11 protein-coding genes and 7 tRNA genes are annotated in these 15,889 nt (G+C 53.5%); 3 read left to right on the top strand and 15 right to left on the bottom strand.

Annotated elements, in window-relative coordinates; genetic code table 11:
- Positions 1-20: 20 nt before the first annotated feature.
- From ybeY to miaB, 3 genes are all read right to left on the bottom strand, one after another.
- Positions 21-488: an rRNA maturation RNase YbeY gene (gene ybeY / locus G0034_RS06160; RefSeq protein ID WP_008501052.1), complete on the bottom strand. Its 468-nt coding sequence runs from the start codon at positions 486-488 to the stop codon at positions 21-23.
- Positions 485-1,531 (bottom strand): PhoH family protein, encoded by a 1,047-nt coding sequence (locus G0034_RS06165; protein ID WP_014883007.1) that lies wholly within the window; start codon positions 1,529-1,531, stop codon positions 485-487. The genes ybeY and G0034_RS06165 overlap by 4 nt, the downstream gene beginning before the upstream one ends.
- 163 nt (positions 1,532-1,694) lie before the next feature.
- Positions 1,695-3,119, bottom strand: coding sequence for a tRNA (N6-isopentenyl adenosine(37)-C2)-methylthiotransferase MiaB (miaB, locus tag G0034_RS06170; protein ID WP_014883008.1), 1,425 nt, complete (start codon positions 3,117-3,119; stop codon positions 1,695-1,697).
- Between the two features lie 135 nt (positions 3,120-3,254).
- Here miaB and ubiF point away from each other — a divergent pair, with 135 nt between their 5' ends.
- A complete protein-coding gene (ubiF, locus tag G0034_RS06175; protein WP_179120628.1) occupies positions 3,255-4,430 on the top strand; it encodes a 3-demethoxyubiquinol 3-hydroxylase in 1,176 nt (391 codons plus the stop codon).
- A 116-nt stretch (positions 4,431-4,546) separates the two neighbouring features.
- Here the strand turns inward: ubiF and G0034_RS06180 are convergent.
- From G0034_RS06180 to nagB, 12 genes are all read right to left on the bottom strand, one after another.
- Positions 4,547-4,621, bottom strand: a tRNA-Gln gene (locus tag G0034_RS06180).
- Between the two features lie 36 nt (positions 4,622-4,657).
- A tRNA-Gln gene (locus G0034_RS06185) sits at positions 4,658-4,732 on the bottom strand.
- Positions 4,733-4,772: 40 nt separating this feature from the next.
- Positions 4,773-4,849, bottom strand: a tRNA-Met gene (locus G0034_RS06190).
- Between the two features lie 17 nt (positions 4,850-4,866).
- Positions 4,867-4,941, bottom strand: a tRNA-Gln gene (locus G0034_RS06195).
- Positions 4,942-4,973: 32 nt separating this feature from the next.
- A tRNA-Gln gene (locus tag G0034_RS06200) sits at positions 4,974-5,048 on the bottom strand.
- A gap of 23 nt (positions 5,049-5,071) precedes the next feature.
- Positions 5,072-5,156 (bottom strand) — tRNA-Leu (locus G0034_RS06205).
- 8 nt (positions 5,157-5,164) lie between these two features.
- Positions 5,165-5,241: transfer RNA gene (locus G0034_RS06210), tRNA-Met, on the bottom strand.
- A gap of 224 nt (positions 5,242-5,465) precedes the next feature.
- Entirely contained in the window at positions 5,466-7,130 is a 1,665-nt protein-coding gene (gene asnB, locus G0034_RS06215) for an asparagine synthase B (RefSeq protein ID WP_179120629.1), read from the bottom strand.
- A 248-nt stretch (positions 7,131-7,378) separates the two neighbouring features.
- Complete coding sequence (gene nagD, locus G0034_RS06220) at positions 7,379-8,131, bottom strand: ribonucleotide monophosphatase NagD (RefSeq protein ID WP_008501057.1); 753 nt, start codon at positions 8,129-8,131, stop codon at positions 7,379-7,381.
- A gap of 45 nt (positions 8,132-8,176) precedes the next feature.
- Positions 8,177-9,397, bottom strand: coding sequence for a DNA-binding transcriptional regulator NagC (gene nagC, locus G0034_RS06225; RefSeq protein WP_014883011.1), 1,221 nt, complete (start codon positions 9,395-9,397; stop codon positions 8,177-8,179).
- A gap of 8 nt (positions 9,398-9,405) precedes the next feature.
- Complete coding sequence (gene nagA, locus G0034_RS06230; RefSeq protein WP_032637190.1) at positions 9,406-10,554, bottom strand: N-acetylglucosamine-6-phosphate deacetylase; 1,149 nt, start codon at positions 10,552-10,554, stop codon at positions 9,406-9,408.
- A gap of 55 nt (positions 10,555-10,609) precedes the next feature.
- Positions 10,610-11,410 carry a glucosamine-6-phosphate deaminase gene (gene nagB, locus G0034_RS06235; protein ID WP_008501061.1) on the bottom strand — a complete coding sequence of 267 codons (801 nt, stop codon included), beginning with the start codon at positions 11,408-11,410 and terminating at the stop codon, positions 10,610-10,612.
- Positions 11,411-11,737: 327 nt separating this feature from the next.
- Here nagB and nagE point away from each other — a divergent pair, with 327 nt between their 5' ends.
- Both nagE and glnS read left to right on the top strand, forming a co-directional pair.
- Positions 11,738-13,690, top strand: coding sequence for a PTS N-acetyl glucosamine transporter subunit IIABC (gene nagE / locus G0034_RS06240; protein WP_179120630.1), 1,953 nt, complete (start codon positions 11,738-11,740; stop codon positions 13,688-13,690).
- A gap of 179 nt (positions 13,691-13,869) precedes the next feature.
- A complete protein-coding gene (gene glnS, locus G0034_RS06245) occupies positions 13,870-15,537 on the top strand; it encodes a glutamine--tRNA ligase (RefSeq protein ID WP_179120631.1) in 1,668 nt (555 codons plus the stop codon).
- The last annotated feature ends 352 nt before the right edge of the window (positions 15,538-15,889 follow it).

A 15,889-nucleotide genomic window follows, 5' to 3' on the forward strand; every position in this document is an offset into this window, starting at 1 on the left:
GTCGTCAGTAAGTTAACTGACTATTCTTTCTCGGCAATGTACGGATCCTCATAGCCCAGAGCAAGCATTATCTCTGTCTCGAGGGACTCCATCTCTTCCGCTTCGTCATCTTCAATATGATCGTAGCCAAGCAGATGCAGGCTGCCATGCACCACCATATGCGCCCAGTGGGCTTCCAGCGGCTTTTGCTGCTCTTTGGCTTCCTGTTCAACCACCTGACGGCAGATGATCAGATCCCCCAGCAGCGGCATCTCGATACCCGGCGGGGCTTCGAACGGGAAAGAGAGCACGTTGGTTGGCTTATCTTTCCCACGGTAAGTCAGGTTAAGCTCATGGCTTTCTGCCTCATCCACCAGGCGAATCGTCACTTCTGATTCTTCCTGAAACTGGGGGATAACGGCATCCAGCCATTTCTGAAACTGTGCCTCATCTGGCATACCGGAATTGTCTTCACAGGCCAGCTGTAAATCGAGGATCACCTGACTCATTTCTGTTCTTGCTCCTGCGCGTCGCGCTTACGTTCTGCGGCCAGTTCGGCCCTGCGTTTTTGATCCGCCTCTTCCCAGGCTTCATAGGCGTTAACGATGCGCGCAACCACCGGATGGCGTACCACGTCTTCACTGTGGAAGAAGTTAAAGCTGATTTCATCGACTTCGGCCAGCACTTCAATGGCGTGGCGCAGGCCCGATTTGGTGCTGCGCGGCAGGTCGATCTGGGTAACGTCACCGGTAATGACCGCTTTCGAGTTAAAGCCAATACGCGTCAGGAACATCTTCATCTGTTCGATGGTGGTGTTCTGGCTTTCATCAAGAATGATGAACGCGTCGTTTAACGTGCGACCACGCATGTAGGCGAGTGGGGCCACTTCAATCACGTTACGCTCAATCAGCTTTTCGACCTTCTCAAAGCCGAGCATCTCGAACAGCGCATCGTATAAAGGACGCAGATACGGGTCGACCTTCTGACTCAGGTCGCCCGGCAGGAAGCCCAGTTTTTCACCCGCTTCCACCGCCGGACGGGTCAGCAGGATACGGCGGATTTCCTGACGTTCCAGCGCATCCACCGCCGCGGCAACGGCCAGATAGGTTTTACCCGTACCCGCCGGCCCCACGCCGAAGGTGATGTCGTGGTCGAGAATATTGGCGATGTACTGCGCCTGGTTTGGCGTACGCGGCTTAATGACGCCACGCTTGGTCTTGATGTTGATGGCCTTACCGTAGTCCGGCACACTTTCCGCGCTCTGCTCAAGCACGCGCGCCTCTTTAATGGCGAGGTGAATTTGTTCCGGTTCGATATCCTGAATTTCGCCGCGCATCGGGGCGGTATCGACATACAGGCTGCGCAGGATATCTGCAGCCGCATTGACGCAGATAGGGCGTCCGGTAAGTTTGAAGTGATTATCGCGACGATTGATTTCGATACCCAGACGTCGCTCCAGTTGTTTGATGTTGTCATCAAACGGTCCGCACAGGCTCAGCAGGCGAGCGTTGTCTGCGGGCGTTAGGCTGATTTCACGCGTATCTATGTTCAAACTGTTCCTCTTTGATTGGTTAGCTGACCCGCTGCCACCCGGCGTAATAAAACGGTCATTACCGAAATTATTCACGCCATAGAATAAAGGCGCAAGCATTGCAGATGATATTGGGGACGATGAGAGGAAATACAAGGCCTGCCGAAGCGGCAGGCCCGAAGGATTAAGGCTGGTAAATCCCCACGCCAGAATCGTTTTCTTTGCGGGTACGCGAAATGACGGATTCCGGTGACTCGGCAATACGCAGGCCCATTTCGTCTTCAGTGCGGACCACTTTCGCACGCAGTGAGTTGGTGAGCACTTCGACAATCTCAACGTCCACAAATTTACCGATCATGTCCGGGGTACCTTCAAAATTCACCACGCGGTTGTTTTCTGTACGACCGGAGAGTTCCATAATGCTCTTGCGCGAGGTGCCTTCTACCAGTATGCGCTGGACGGTGCCGAGCATACGGCGGCTCCAGGCGTTGGCCTGCTGGTTGATGCGCTCCTGCAGAATATACAGACGCTGCTTTTTCTCTTCTTCCGGCACATCGTCAACCATATCGGCCGCAGGGGTACCAGGACGCGCGGAGAAGATAAAGCTGTAGCTGACGTCAAAATTCACTTCACCAATGAGCTTCATGGTGCGCTCGAAGTCATCCGCGGTTTCACCAGGGAAGCCGACAATAAAGTCGGAGCTTATCTGGATATCCGGACGCGCTTCACGCAGCTTACGGATGGTGGATTTGTACTCCAGAACCGTATGCGGACGGCCCATCAGGTTCAGAACGCGGTCAGAGCCGCACTGAATCGGCAGATGCAGGAAGCTCACCAGCTCTGGCGTATCGCGATAGACATCAATGATGTCATCGGTGAATTCCATCGGATGGCTGGTAGTAAAGCGAATACGGTCGATACCGTCAATCGCGGCCACCAGGCGCAGCAGTTCAGCAAAGGTGCCGGTGGTGCCGTCGTAGTTTTCCCCACGCCAGGCGTTAACGTTCTGGCCCAGCAGGTTCACTTCGCGAACGCCCTGCGCGGCAAGCTGCGCGATTTCAAACAGAATATCGTCTGCCGGGCGGCTGACTTCTTCGCCACGGGTGTAAGGCACCACACAGTAAGTGCAGTATTTGTTGCAGCCTTCCATGATGGAAACGAAAGCGGTCGGGCCATCTGCGCGCGGTTCTGGCAGACGGTCAAATTTCTCGATCTCCGGGAAGCTGACGTCAACGACCGGGCTACGATTACCGCGAACCTGGTTGATCATCTCCGGCAGGCGGTGCAGGGTCTGCGGGCCAAAGACGATATCCACATAGGGGGCTCTCTGGCGGATCAGCTTACCTTCCTGTGATGCGACGCAACCGCCCACGCCGATGATCAGGTCCGGATTTTTTCGTTTGAGAAGTTTCCAGCGGCCTAACACGTGGAAGACTTTTTCCTGCGCTTTTTCACGAATTGAACAGGTGTTCAGCAGCAACACGTCGGCTTCTTTCGGATTTTCAGTCAGCTGGTATCCGTGGGTGGTGTCCAGCAGATCGGCCATCTTGGATGAATCGTATTCGTTCATCTGACAGCCCCAGGTTTTTATATGGAGTTTTTTAGTCATCGACTTGCTCAGCTCAGGATTGCAAGCCGCGTATTGTAATGCTTTGGTGGGGTTGTGACCAGTATGAAGGTTATGTGTCTCAGGACCGCAAAAATCCGGTAAACTTAAGGGATTCTCCAATAAGGAAAAATGACCATGACACTCCAACACACCGAAGTTGCCGTTGTCGGCGGCGGTATGGTCGGCGGCGCACTGGCGCTGGGGCTGGCGCAGCAGGGATTTGAGGTAACGGTAATTGAACAGGCTGCACCGCCGGCATTCGATCCCGCCAGCAAGCCGGATGTGCGCATTTCTGCTATCAGCGCGGCGTCGGTCGATCTGCTGCGCGGTCTGGGCGTCTGGGAAACGGTGCAGGCGATGCGTGCGCATCCCTACAGCCGTCTTGAAACCTGGGAGTGGGAAAATGCCCACGTTGCGTTTGATGCTGCGGAGCTGAAGCTGCCGCGCCTGGGCTACATGGTGGAAAACAATGTGCTCCAGCAGGCGCTCTGGCAGGCCCTGGAGGCGCACCCGAAGGTGACGCTGCGTGTTCCTGCGTCACTTAAGGCACTTCATACTCACGAAAGCGGCTATTTGCTGACGCTCGACAGCGGTGATGAGCTGGCTGTGAAGCTGGTCGTCGGGGCGGATGGTGCCAATTCTCAGGTCAGACAGATGGCAGGTATTGGGGTACATGCCTGGCAGTATGAGCAGTCTTGTATGCTGATTACCGTCCAGTGTGAGAATTCGCCGGGTGAGAGCACCTGGCAGCACTTTACGCCGAATGGCCCGCATGCCTTTTTACCGCTATTTGATCATTGGGCGTCACTGGTGTGGTACGACAAACCGGCGCGCATTCGCCAGCTACAAGGGCTTTCAATGGAACAACTGCAGCGCGAGATCCTGCAGCACTTCCCGAGCCGTCTGGGGCATATCACACCAGTCGCCGCTGGCGCATTCCCGCTCACGCGACGTCACGCTTTGCAGTATGCCCGTGACGGGCTGGCGCTGGTGGGGGATGCGGCACACACCATACACCCGCTGGCCGGGCAGGGGGTAAATCTTGGGTATCGTGACGTTGACGCGTTACTGGACGTTTTAAGTCATGCGCGCGGGCATGCGGAAGCGTGGTCCAGCCATCAGGTACTGAAGCGTTACCAGACGCGACGTATGGCGGATAATTTTATTATGCAGTCTGGAATGGATCTGTTCTATGCCGGGTTCAGCAATGACTTAGCGCCAGTACGTATTCTGCGTAACATTGGCCTCATGGCGGCGGAACGTGCCGGTGGGTTGAAACGTCAGGCCCTGAAATACGCTCTCGGACTTTAATCGCTGCTTCGACTATTCCCTCGCCCCTTTGGGGAGAGGGGTAGGGTGAGGGGGCATCAGGCCGCACAGACAACAACAACAAAAAAGCCCGCAGAGCGGGCTTATTTGTTTTTAAGTGGCTGGGGTGCAGGGATTCGAACCCCGGAATGCTGGTATCAGAAACCAGAGCCTTACCGCTTGGCGACACCCCAATTGCGTTAAACAAACTGCTTAACGACTTTTTAAATTGGCTGGGGTACGAGGATTCGAACCTCGGAATGCCGGAATCAGAATCCGGTGCCTTACCGCTTGGCGATACCCCAACAATTTGTCTTGATTACCGAAAAATCGACAATCTTAATTTGGTGGCTACGACGGGATTCGAACCTGTGACCCCATCATTATGAGTGATGTGCTCTAACCAACTGAGCTACGTAGCCAGTACTGCAATCTTCGATGGCTGGGGTACCTGGATTCGAACCAGGGAATGCCGGTATCAAAAACCGGTGCCTTACCGCTTGGCGATACCCCAATACCGCGGAGAACCGCAAAATCGAAGAAATATGGCTGGGGTACCTGGATTCGAACCAGGGAATGCCGGTATCAAAAACCGGTGCCTTACCGCTTGGCGATACCCCATCCGTGCAACGCTTACCTGGGAATGGTGCGGGAGGCGAGACTTGAACTCGCACACCTTGCGGCGCCAGAACCTAAATCTGGTGCGTCTACCAATTTCGCCACTCCCGCAAAAAAGATGGTGGCTACGACGGGATTCGAACCTGTGACCCCATCATTATGAGTGATGTGCTCTAACCAACTGAGCTACGTAGCCATCTTTTTTCGCGTTACCTTATCGGCGTTGCGGGGCGCATTATGCGTATAGACCCTTGCAGCGTCAACACCTTTTTCAACGAAAATAGCCGGAATGTGACTGTTTGGTTAGGTTGCGAACAGCGTGACCGAATATTCGGCAATTATTGGTTATTAATCGTTTTTCGAGAGTGAAATGCAAGGCAAAAAAAAGGCCCCAGAGGGGCCTGATTAGAATCGTCGCGATTATTTGTAGGCAGACTGGTGAACGCCTACCGCACGGCCTGATGGATCGTTCATCGCTTTGAAAGATTCATCCCATTCAATCGCTTTGGCAGACGAGCAGGCGACGGATGGGCCACCCGGAACACACTCTGCCGCACTCGGCACCGGGAACAGCTCTTCAAAGATTTCACGGTACAGATACGCTTCTTTCGAGCCCGGCGTGTTGTACGGGAAGCGGAAGCTTGCCGTTTCCAGTTGCTGGTCGGAAATCTGTTTTGCTGCCACCTCTTTCAGGGTGTCGATCCAGCTGTAACCTACACCATCAGAGAACTGCTCTTTCTGACGCCACGCCACGCTCGCGGGCAGGTATGATTCAAAACATTCGCGCAGGATATGTTTTTCCATTTTACCGTTGCCGCACATTTTGTCCTGCGGGTTGATACGCATCGCCACGTCGAGGAATTTCTTATCCAGGAACGGGACACGCGCTTCTACTCCCCATGCCGACATTGCTTTGTTGGCACGTGCACAGTCAAACATATGCAGTGCCTGCAATTTACGCACGGTCTCTTCATGCAGTTCTTTGGCGTTTGGCGCTTTATGGAAGTACAGGTAGCCGCCAAACACTTCGTCAGAACCTTCACCGGACAGCACCATCTTGATGCCCATCGCTTTAATCTTACGCGACATCAGGTACATCGGCGTGGAGGCACGAATGGTAGTAACATCATAAGTTTCAATGTGATAGATCACATCGCGGATTGCATCCAGGCCTTCCTGCACGGTGAAGTGAATTTCATGGTGCACGGTGCCCAGGTGGTTTGCCACTTCCTGCGCAGCTTTCAGGTCAGGTGCCCCTTCAAGACCCACGGCAAAGGAGTGCAGCTGCGGCCACCAGGCTTCGGAGCGCTCCTGATCTTCCACGCGGCGAGCGGCGAATTTCTTGGTGATCGCGGAGATCACGGAGGAGTCCAGACCGCCGGAGAGCAGCACGCCATAAGGTACGTCTGACATCAGGTGGCTTTTCACGGAATCTTCCAGCGCCTGACGCAGCTCGGCTTTATCCGTCACGTTGTCTTTAACCGCGTCATAATCGAACCAGTCGCGCTGGTAGTACGGACGGATCACACCGTCTTTACTCCACAGATAGCTGCCTGCCGGGAACTCTTTAATGGTGCGGCAGACCGGTACCAGAGCTTTCATTTCAGAGGCAACATAGAAGTTGCCGTGTTCATCGTGGCCCATGTACAGCGGGATAATGCCGATATGGTCGCGGCCAATCAGATACGCGTCTTTTTCGCTATCGTACAGGGCGAAGGCAAACATACCCTGCAGGTCGTCCAGGAATTCCGGACCTTTCTCCTGATAGAGCGCCAGAATCACTTCACAGTCAGACCCGGTCTGGAAGGCGTAGCGGTCGCCGTACTCGGCGCGCAGTGCCTGATGGTTATAGATTTCACCGTTAACAGCCAGCGCGTGCGTTTTTTTCTCGTTATACAGCGGCTGTGCACCGGCGTTGACGTCTACGATAGACAGACGTTCGTGAGCCAGAATCGCTTTATCACTGGCGTAAACGCCTGACCAGTCCGGGCCGCGATGGCGCATCAGGCGGGACAGTTCGAGTGCTTTTTTACGCAGTTCGCCCGCGTCAGTTTTAATATCCAGTACGCCAAAAATTGAACACATAACCTTCTCCGTTAACCCTGTTGCTTTGTAATGTTGCTTGCTTATGAAAATGCCGCAAAGGGAGAAGGGGCGCAAGAGATTTACGGGCGAAAACGGAAATAGTGCAATGGTGATTGCGGAATAGTGAAAAAAGAGTACGTCACGGACGCTTTTATTGATGATTATGCAATAAAGTGCACTTTTTGTTAGATATGGTTTTATTTGTAAGGGCTAAAAATGAAAAACCACGCCCTGAGCGTGGTTTGGTATCAGATAATGTCAATTTCATCGACGGAGGGGTAAATCCAGCTTGGTCGGAACGGCATCGAATCAATGTCATCAAGCTGCGAGACGCCGGACAGCACCAGAATGGTTTCCAGACCCGCCTGGAAGCCGGCCAGAATATCCGTACGCAGGTTATCGCCGACAATAACCGTTTCTTCCGAGTGGGCCTGCATTTTATTGAGCGCGGCGCGGATGATCCACGGGCTTGGTTTGCCGACATAGAATGGCTTGCGCCCGGAGATTTTTTCAATACCGGCACACAGCGCGCCACAGGCCGGATAAAAACCTCGACCGTGGGTATCCGGGTTGGTGGCAATGAAGCGCGCGCCGTTGGCAACGAAGAACGAGGCTTTATGCATCATCTCCCAGTTATAGGAGCGCGTTTCACCCACAATCACGAAGTCCGGATTGACATCGGTAATCGTAAAGCCCGCTTTATACAGCTCGTGGATCAGCGCGCCTTCGCCGACCACGTACGCTTTTTTGCCTTCCTGACGTTTCAGAAAATCCGCCGTTGCCATCGCCGAGGTATAAAACACACTGTCCGGGACGTCGACGCCCGCCGTCGCAAAGCGGTTTGCCAGATCCTGACCGGTCTGAGAAGGGTAGTTCGTGAGAAGAACCAGAGGCATTCCTTTGTCGATGATGCGGTGAAGAAACTCCGCAGCACCTGGTACGGCAACGTTGTCGTGCATCAGCACGCCGTCGATATCACAAATTACATTCTTAATGGTCATGGACGTTCCGACATCAAAAAAAGAAGGCGTTACTATAAGGTCCGATCAACTTTCCAGCAAATGCTGCAGCAGAATACCGTTGAGCATGGCGCGTTTCACCAGCGCAAAAGCACCAATTGCCGAGCGATGGTCAAGTTTTGAACGAACCACAGGGAGATTCTGGCGGAATGCTTTCAGCGCCTGGGTGTTAATACAGCCTTCAATCGCGGGGAGCAGCACCTTTTCCGCTTCAACAATTTCTCCGGCTATCACCACTTTCTGTGGGTTAAACAGGTTAATGGCGATGGCGATAGTTTTCCCCAGATGGCGCCCAACCTGCTCAATCACCTCACAGGCCAGCGCGTCGCCTTTATTGGCGGCTTTGCAGATGGTGCCTATCTTGCAATCAGCCAGCGTGACGCGACTCTGGTAACCTTGTTCAAGCAGATGGCGAACGCGCTGCTCAATGGCCGTGTTGGCGGCAATGGTTTCAAGGCAGCCGAAGTTACCGCAGTGGCAGCGTTCGCCCAGCGGCTCGACCTGAATGTGGCCGATCTCGCCGACGTTACCGTTGCGACCAATAAAAATCCGACCGTTAGAAATAATACCTGCGCCTGTCCCGCGGTGGACACGCACCAGAATAGAGTCTTCGCAGTCCTGACTCGCACCAAAGTAGTGCTCTGCCAGTGCCAGAGAACGAATATCGTGGCCGACAAAACAGGTCACTTTAAAGCGTTTTTCCAGCGCATCGACCAGCGCCCAGTTTTCCACCTGAATGTGCGGCATGTAGCGAATCACGCCGCTTTCCGGGTCGACCAGACCGGGTAAAATCACTGAAATTGCAATGAGCTCGCGGATCTTACGCTGACAGCTCTCAATAAAGTGCGCGATGGTATTCAGCAGCGCGTGCTCCAGCGTCTCCTGGGTGCGCTCGGGAAGGGGATAGTGCTCTTCCGCAATCGCTTTGCTGCTCAGATCGTAGAGCGTGAGCGTGGTGTCATGACGGCCCAGCCGAACGCCAATCGCCTGAAAATTGCGGGTTTCGGTAATAATGGAGATAGCGCGGCGGCCCCCGGTAGAGGCCTGCTGATCGACTTCTTTGATCAAACCGCGCTCAATAAGCTGGCGGGTAATTTTTGTCACGCTGGCGGGAGCAAGCTGGCTTTGTTCGGCTATCTGAATTCGAGAGATTGGCCCGTGTTGGTCAATCAGGCGATATACCGCCGCACTGTTAAGTTGTTTAACGAGATCGACATTACCGATTTGAGCTTGTCCGCCTGGTGTCATACTTTTACTTACTCAGTGACGACCTCGTTACCATTAACGATGGTCTTAATAATTTTATAATCGTGTGTGAATGCCGTCAGGTTTGCAACCATACCCGGTGCAATTCCGCCAAGCTGTTTATCCACGCCGATTGCGCGAGCCGGATAAAGGGTAGCCATACGCAGGACTTCATCAAGCGCAATCCCACAGTGCTCAACCAGGTTACGCACCCCTTCAATCATGGTTAAAGAGGAACCGCTCAGCGTACCGTTTTCATCGACACACAGTCCATTGCGGTAGTATATTGTTTTACCGGCAAAAATGAACTGCTCAATATTTGCACCTGCTGGTGCAGTGGCATCGGTAACCAGGCAAAGCTTGTCACCTTTCAGGCGCTTGGCATTACGAATGTTGGTGTAATCCACGTGCATACCATCAGCAATAATGCCGCAGTAGACGTCTGGCTCGTCCAGAATCGCCCCGACCAGACCCGGTTCGCGACCGGTGATATAAGGCATGGCGTTGTAAAGGTGCGTGGCGAAGGTAATGCCCGCGCGGAAGCCCGCTTTGGCTTCTTTCAGCGTGGCGTTTGAGTGCCCTGCTGAAACCACAATCCCGGCGGCAGCCAGTTTGCTGATCACGTCAGTGCCGGTCATCTCTGGTGCCAGCGTCACTTTAGCGATCACATCGGCGTTCGCACACATGTAGTCGACCAGTTCAGCGTCAGGCTTGCGCACGTAATCCGGGTTATGAGTGCCTTTCTTCACGATATTCAGCCATGGCCCTTCCAGGTGCAGACCGAGCGCCTGATTAGGGTGTTTGGCGAGGTATTCGCGCATCACACGGATACCCTGTTTCATCAGGTCATCACTGCTGGTGATGAGCGTTGGCAGATAGCTGGTGCAGCCCGATTTCTCGTTGGCTTTCTGCATGATTTCCAGCGTTTCAACCGTCACCGCCTCGGCAGTGTCATTGAATTGCACACCGCCGCAGCCGTTCAGCTGTACGTCGATGAAACCGGGGGAGATTACTGCTCCATTGAGTGAGCGCTGTTCAATCCCTGGCGGCAGCTCTGCCAGCGGACAAACACGTTCAATCAGGCCATTGGCGATAACAATCGCATGGTCATCCAGAATTTCGTGGCCGGTATAAATCCGACCGTGGGTTAAAGCGTACATAACGACCCCCGGTTAAAAAAAGCGGCCGCCTCTTAGAGAAGAGGCGGTTAATCAATTACAGACCTTTGATGTTCTCGGCTTCTAACTCGTTGAAGTATTTCAGCGTTTTCACTTTCAGCTCCATCGTGGACGGTTCGTCGCAGACGATGACTGATTTTGGATGCAGCTGCAGGCAGCTGATGGTCCACATGTGGTTAACGTTGCCTTCAACGGCAGCCTGGAGTGCCTGCGCTTTCACGCCACCCAGCACCAGAATCATCACTTCTTCGGCATCCAGCAGGGTGCCTACGCCAACGGTCAGGGCGTATTTTGGAACCTGGTTCACATCACCGTCAAAGAAGCGGGAGTTTGCCACGCGGGTGTCATGGGTCAGCGTTTTAATACGCGTGCGGGAAGCCAGGGACGATGCCGGCTCGTTAAACGCGATATGACCATCGTTGCCCACGCCGCCCATAAACAGGTGGATTTTACCGTAAGAACGGATTTTTTCTTCGTACTGACGGCATTCTGCGTCAATATCAGGCGCATTTCCATTCAGCAGGTTAATATTTTCCGCTGGGATATCAACGTGATCAAAGAAATTCCGGTGCATAAAGCTATGGTAGCTTTCCGGGTGGTCTTTTGGCAGGCCGACATATTCATCCATATTGAAGGTCACAACATGTTTGAAGCTAACCTGGCCCGCTTTGTGCATTTCAACCAGGGCTTTATACGCCGTCAGCGGAGTACCGCCGGTTGGCAGGCCAAGAACGAAAGGACGATCGGCGGTAGGCTTGAAGGCATTAATGCGGTTAACGATATGGCGAGCGGCCCATTTACCGACTTGTTCAGCAGTTGCCAGGGGAATCAGTCTCATTGTTCACCTCAAGAGTTAAAGTAGAAGAGTGGGCGGATGGCTACCGGAACCTGATACTTAAGCGTAACCTGGAACCTTTCAGGCTGGATCAATCCGTCTTGATTTTTTGAATGATAAAATAAGTTTTCGCTGTTAGCCAGTGAAAGGGAGGGCTTAATACGATATTTGGTGACAAAAATCACAAAAAATGGGTGTTTAATTTGCGATACGAATTAATTTTTCACACACTCACACTGCCAGTGAATTATCGACGGTACTTATCGTTAGCAACACAATAAAAACATAGTTAATGCGCGAGCCTGGAAAGGGTCTCGTAGGGGGAATAGGATGAATATTTTAGGTTTTTTCCAGCGCCTCGGTAGGGCTTTGCAGCTCCCTATCGCCGTGCTACCGGTTGCAGCGCTGCTGCTGCGATTCGGGCAACCCGATCTTCTCAACGTGCCGTTTATCGCCCAGGCTGGCGGCGCAATCTTTGACAACCTGGCGCTGATTTTCGCCATCGGCGTTGCTTCCAGCTGGTCTAAAGACAGTGCAGGGGCCGCAGCGCTGGCAGGGGCGGTTGGTTACTTCATCCTGACGAAAGCGATGGTAACGATTAACCCGGAAATCAACATGGGCGTACTGGCGGGTATCATTACCGGTCTGGTCGGCGGTGCGGTATATAACCGCTGGGCAAACATCAAGCTGCCAGACTTCCTCAGCTTCTTTGGTGGCAAACGCTTCGTGCCAATCGCGACCGGCTTCTTCTGTCTGGTTCTCGCCGCGATCTTTGGCTACGTCTGGCCGCCAGTGCAGCATGCTATCCATGCGGGCGGCGAGTGGATCGTCTCTGCGGGTGCGATGGGTGCGGGCATCTTCGGCTTCATTAACCGTCTGTTGATCCCAACCGGTCTGCATCAGGTTCTGAACACTATCGCCTGGTTCCAGATTGGTGAGTTTACCAATGCGGCGGGTACCGTTTTCCACGGCGACATTAACCGCTTCTACGCGGGTGATGGCACCGCGGGCATGTTTATGTCCGGCTTCTTCCCAATCATGATGTTTGGTCTGCCGGGCGCTGCGCTGGCCATGTACCTAGCTGCGCCGAAAGCGCGTCGTCCAATGGTCGGCGGTATGCTGCTGTCAGTCGCCATTACTGCATTCCTGACCGGTGTGACCGAGCCTCTGGAATTCCTGTTCATGTTCCTGGCTCCGCTGCTGTACCTGATGCACGCGGTGTTAACCGGTATCAGCCTGTTCGTGGCGACTCTGCTGGGCATCCATGCGGGCTTCTCCTTCTCTGCAGGCGCGATCGACTACGTGCTGATGTACAACCTGCCAGCGGCAAGCAAGAACGTCTGGATGCTGGTGGTGATGGGTGCGGCCTTCTTCGTTATCTACTTCGTTCTGTTCAGCGCGGTTATCCGTATGTTTAACCTCAAAACGCCGGGCCGCGAAGATACCACTGATGACGTCGTGACTAGTGAAGCCAACAGCAATACCGAAGAAGGTTTAACTCAGCTGGCAACCAGCTACATTGCCGCAGTCGGCGGTACCGACAACCTGAAAGCCATTGATGCCTGTATTACCCGTCTGCGTCTGACCGTGGGTGACTCCGCTCGCGTAAGCGATGCAATGTGTAAACGCCTTGGCGCATCTGGCGTCGTTAAACTGAACAAACAAACTATCCAGGTTATCGTGGGCGCCAAAGCGGAATCCATCGGTGACGAAATGAAGAAAGTGGTTGCGCGTGGCCCGGTCGCAGCGGCAGCAGCTGACAGCGCACCTGCGGCAACGGCGACTCCGACCGCGAAGCCACAGGCCGTGCCTAACGCCGTGACGGTGGCGGCTCTGGTCTCTCCGGTAACGGGTGAGGTCGTTGACCTTGAACAAGTGCCTGACGAAGCGTTCGCCAGTAAAGCGGTAGGCGACGGCGTGGCGGTGAAACCAACGGACAAAACCGTCGTCTCTCCTGCTGCGGGTACTATCGTGAAGATTTTCAATACCAACCACGCATTCTGCCTCGAAACCGAAAATGGCGCGGAGATTGTTGTCCACATGGGCATCGATACCGTTGCGCTTGAGGGTAAAGGCTTTACTCGTCTGGTGGAAGAGGGCGCTGAAGTGGTGGCCGGGCAGCCGGTTCTGGAGATGGATCTGGACTTCCTGAACGCCAATGCACGCTCCATGATCAGTCCGGTTGTTTGCAGCAACATCGACGACTTCAGTGGCCTGGTTATTCAGGCAACAGGTCAGGTGGTTGCAGGTCAAACGCCACTGTATGAGATTAAAGGCAAGTAATCGCTCCTGAGTAGAGTCATGCCTTAAGCGGCGGGGGATATCCTCCGCCGCTTTTTTTTGCAGCAAATGCCCCCATTATTTTCATCTGATACGTATTTTCCGTAACTAAGGGTTGTCACTACGTCCGGCTTATAAGATCATATGCCGTTATACGTTGTTTACGCTTTGAGGAATCCACGATGAGTGAGGCTGAAGCCCGCCCGAGTAACTTTATTCGTCAGATCATCGATGAAGATCTGGCCAGTGGTAAGCACACCACGGTGCATACCCGCTTCCCGCCGGAGCCGAACGGCTACCTGCATATTGGTCATGCGAAATCCATCTGCCTGAACTTTGGCATTGCGCAAGACTATCAGGGGCAGTGCAACCTGCGTTTCGATGACACCAACCCAGTAAAAGAAGACATCGAATACATTGAGTCCATCAAGAACGACGTGCAATGGCTGGGCTTCAACTGGTCTGGCGATATCTGCTACTCCTCTGACTATTTTGATCAGCTGTACGCTTACGCGGTTGAGCTGATCAACAAAGGTCTGGCGTACGTCGATGAACTGTCCGCGGATGAAATCCGTGAATACCGCGGTACGCTGACGCAGCCTGGCAAAAACAGTCCGTTCCGCGATCGCAGCGTGGAAGAGAACCTGGCGCTGTTTGAAAAAATGCGTGCGGGTGGTTTTGAAGAAGGCAAAGCCTGTCTGCGTGCCAAAATCGACATGGCTTCTCCGTTCATCGTGATGCGCGATCCGGTGCTGTACCGCATTAAGTTTGCTGAACACCACCAGACCGGTAACAAGTGGTGCATCTACCCGATGTACGACTTCACCCACTGCATCAGCGATGCGCTGGAAGGCATTACCCACTCGCTGTGTACGCTTGAGTTCCAGGACAACCGTCGCCTGTACGACTGGGTGCTGGATAACATCACCATCCCTGTGCATCCGCGTCAGTACGAGTTCTCTCGTCTGAATCTGGAATACACCGTGATGTCCAAGCGTAAGCTGAACCTGCTGGTGACTGACAAGCACGTTGAGGGCTGGGACGACCCGCGTATGCCGACCATTTCTGGTCTGCGTCGTCGTGGCTACACCGCTGCTTCTATTCGTGAGTTCTGCAAGCGCATCGGCGTGACCAAGCAGGACAACACCATTGAAATGGCGTCGCTGGAGTCCTGCATTCGTGAAGACCTCAACGAAAATGCCCCACGCGCGATGGCGGTTATCGACCCGTTAAAACTGGTTATCGAAAACTATCCTCAGGGTGCGAGTGAACTGGTTGCCATGCCTAACCATCCGAACAAACCGGAAATGGGAAGCCGTGACGTACCGTTCAGCGGTGAAATCTGGATCGACCGCGCTGACTTCCGTGAAGAAGCCAACAAGCAGTACAAGCGTCTGGTGCTGGGTAAAGAAGTCCGTCTGCGTAACGCCTACGTGATCAAAGCCGAGCGCGTAGAGAAAGATGCAGAAGGGAATATCACCACCATCTTCTGTTCATACGATGCCGAAACGCTGAGCAAAGATCCTGCCGATGGTCGCAAGGTGAAAGGCGTTATCCACTGGGTAAGCGCTTCTCACGCGCTGCCGGTAGAAATCCGTCTGTACGATCGTCTTTTCAGCGTGCCTAACCCGGGTGCGGCGGAAGACTTCCTGGCGACGATCAACCCGGAATCTCTGGTGATCAAACAGGGTTATGCTGAGCCATCGCTGAAAACAGCTGAAGCAGGTAAAGCGTTCCAGTTCGAGCGTGAAGGTTACTTCTGCCTTGACAGCCGTTACAGCACTGCGGAAAAACCGGTATTTAACCGCACCGTCGGTCTGCGTGACACCTGGACCAAGATCGGCGAATAATAACGCCGCTCTGGTCAATGAGAAACAAACGCCGCTTATTGCGGCGTTTTTTTTATTAATGATCATATCGTTAAAGTGGCGTTGTAAAAATGTCCGCCGTTATTTTTGGTCAATGTGGTGCTACTTATTTTTTTTAAAAAAGTTTGTCTGTTTTTGAAAATGGCAAATTTCGCAAAATACGCGATTTCTAATGTTCTAATACCCTGAAATACGCTGCTACACCCCCGCCAAATCACGCTTCCGGCCAAATGTTACAAAGCACTACCAATTATGTGCACTTCGTCATAATCCTGACTTTTGCCTGATGAAAAGCATTGATAATTCGCGTCGCGAAAAATAACCTAAAGACGGT

The organism is Enterobacter sp. T2 (genome assembly GCF_010692925.1).
Lineage (GTDB): Bacteria > Pseudomonadota > Gammaproteobacteria > Enterobacterales > Enterobacteriaceae > Enterobacter > Enterobacter kobei.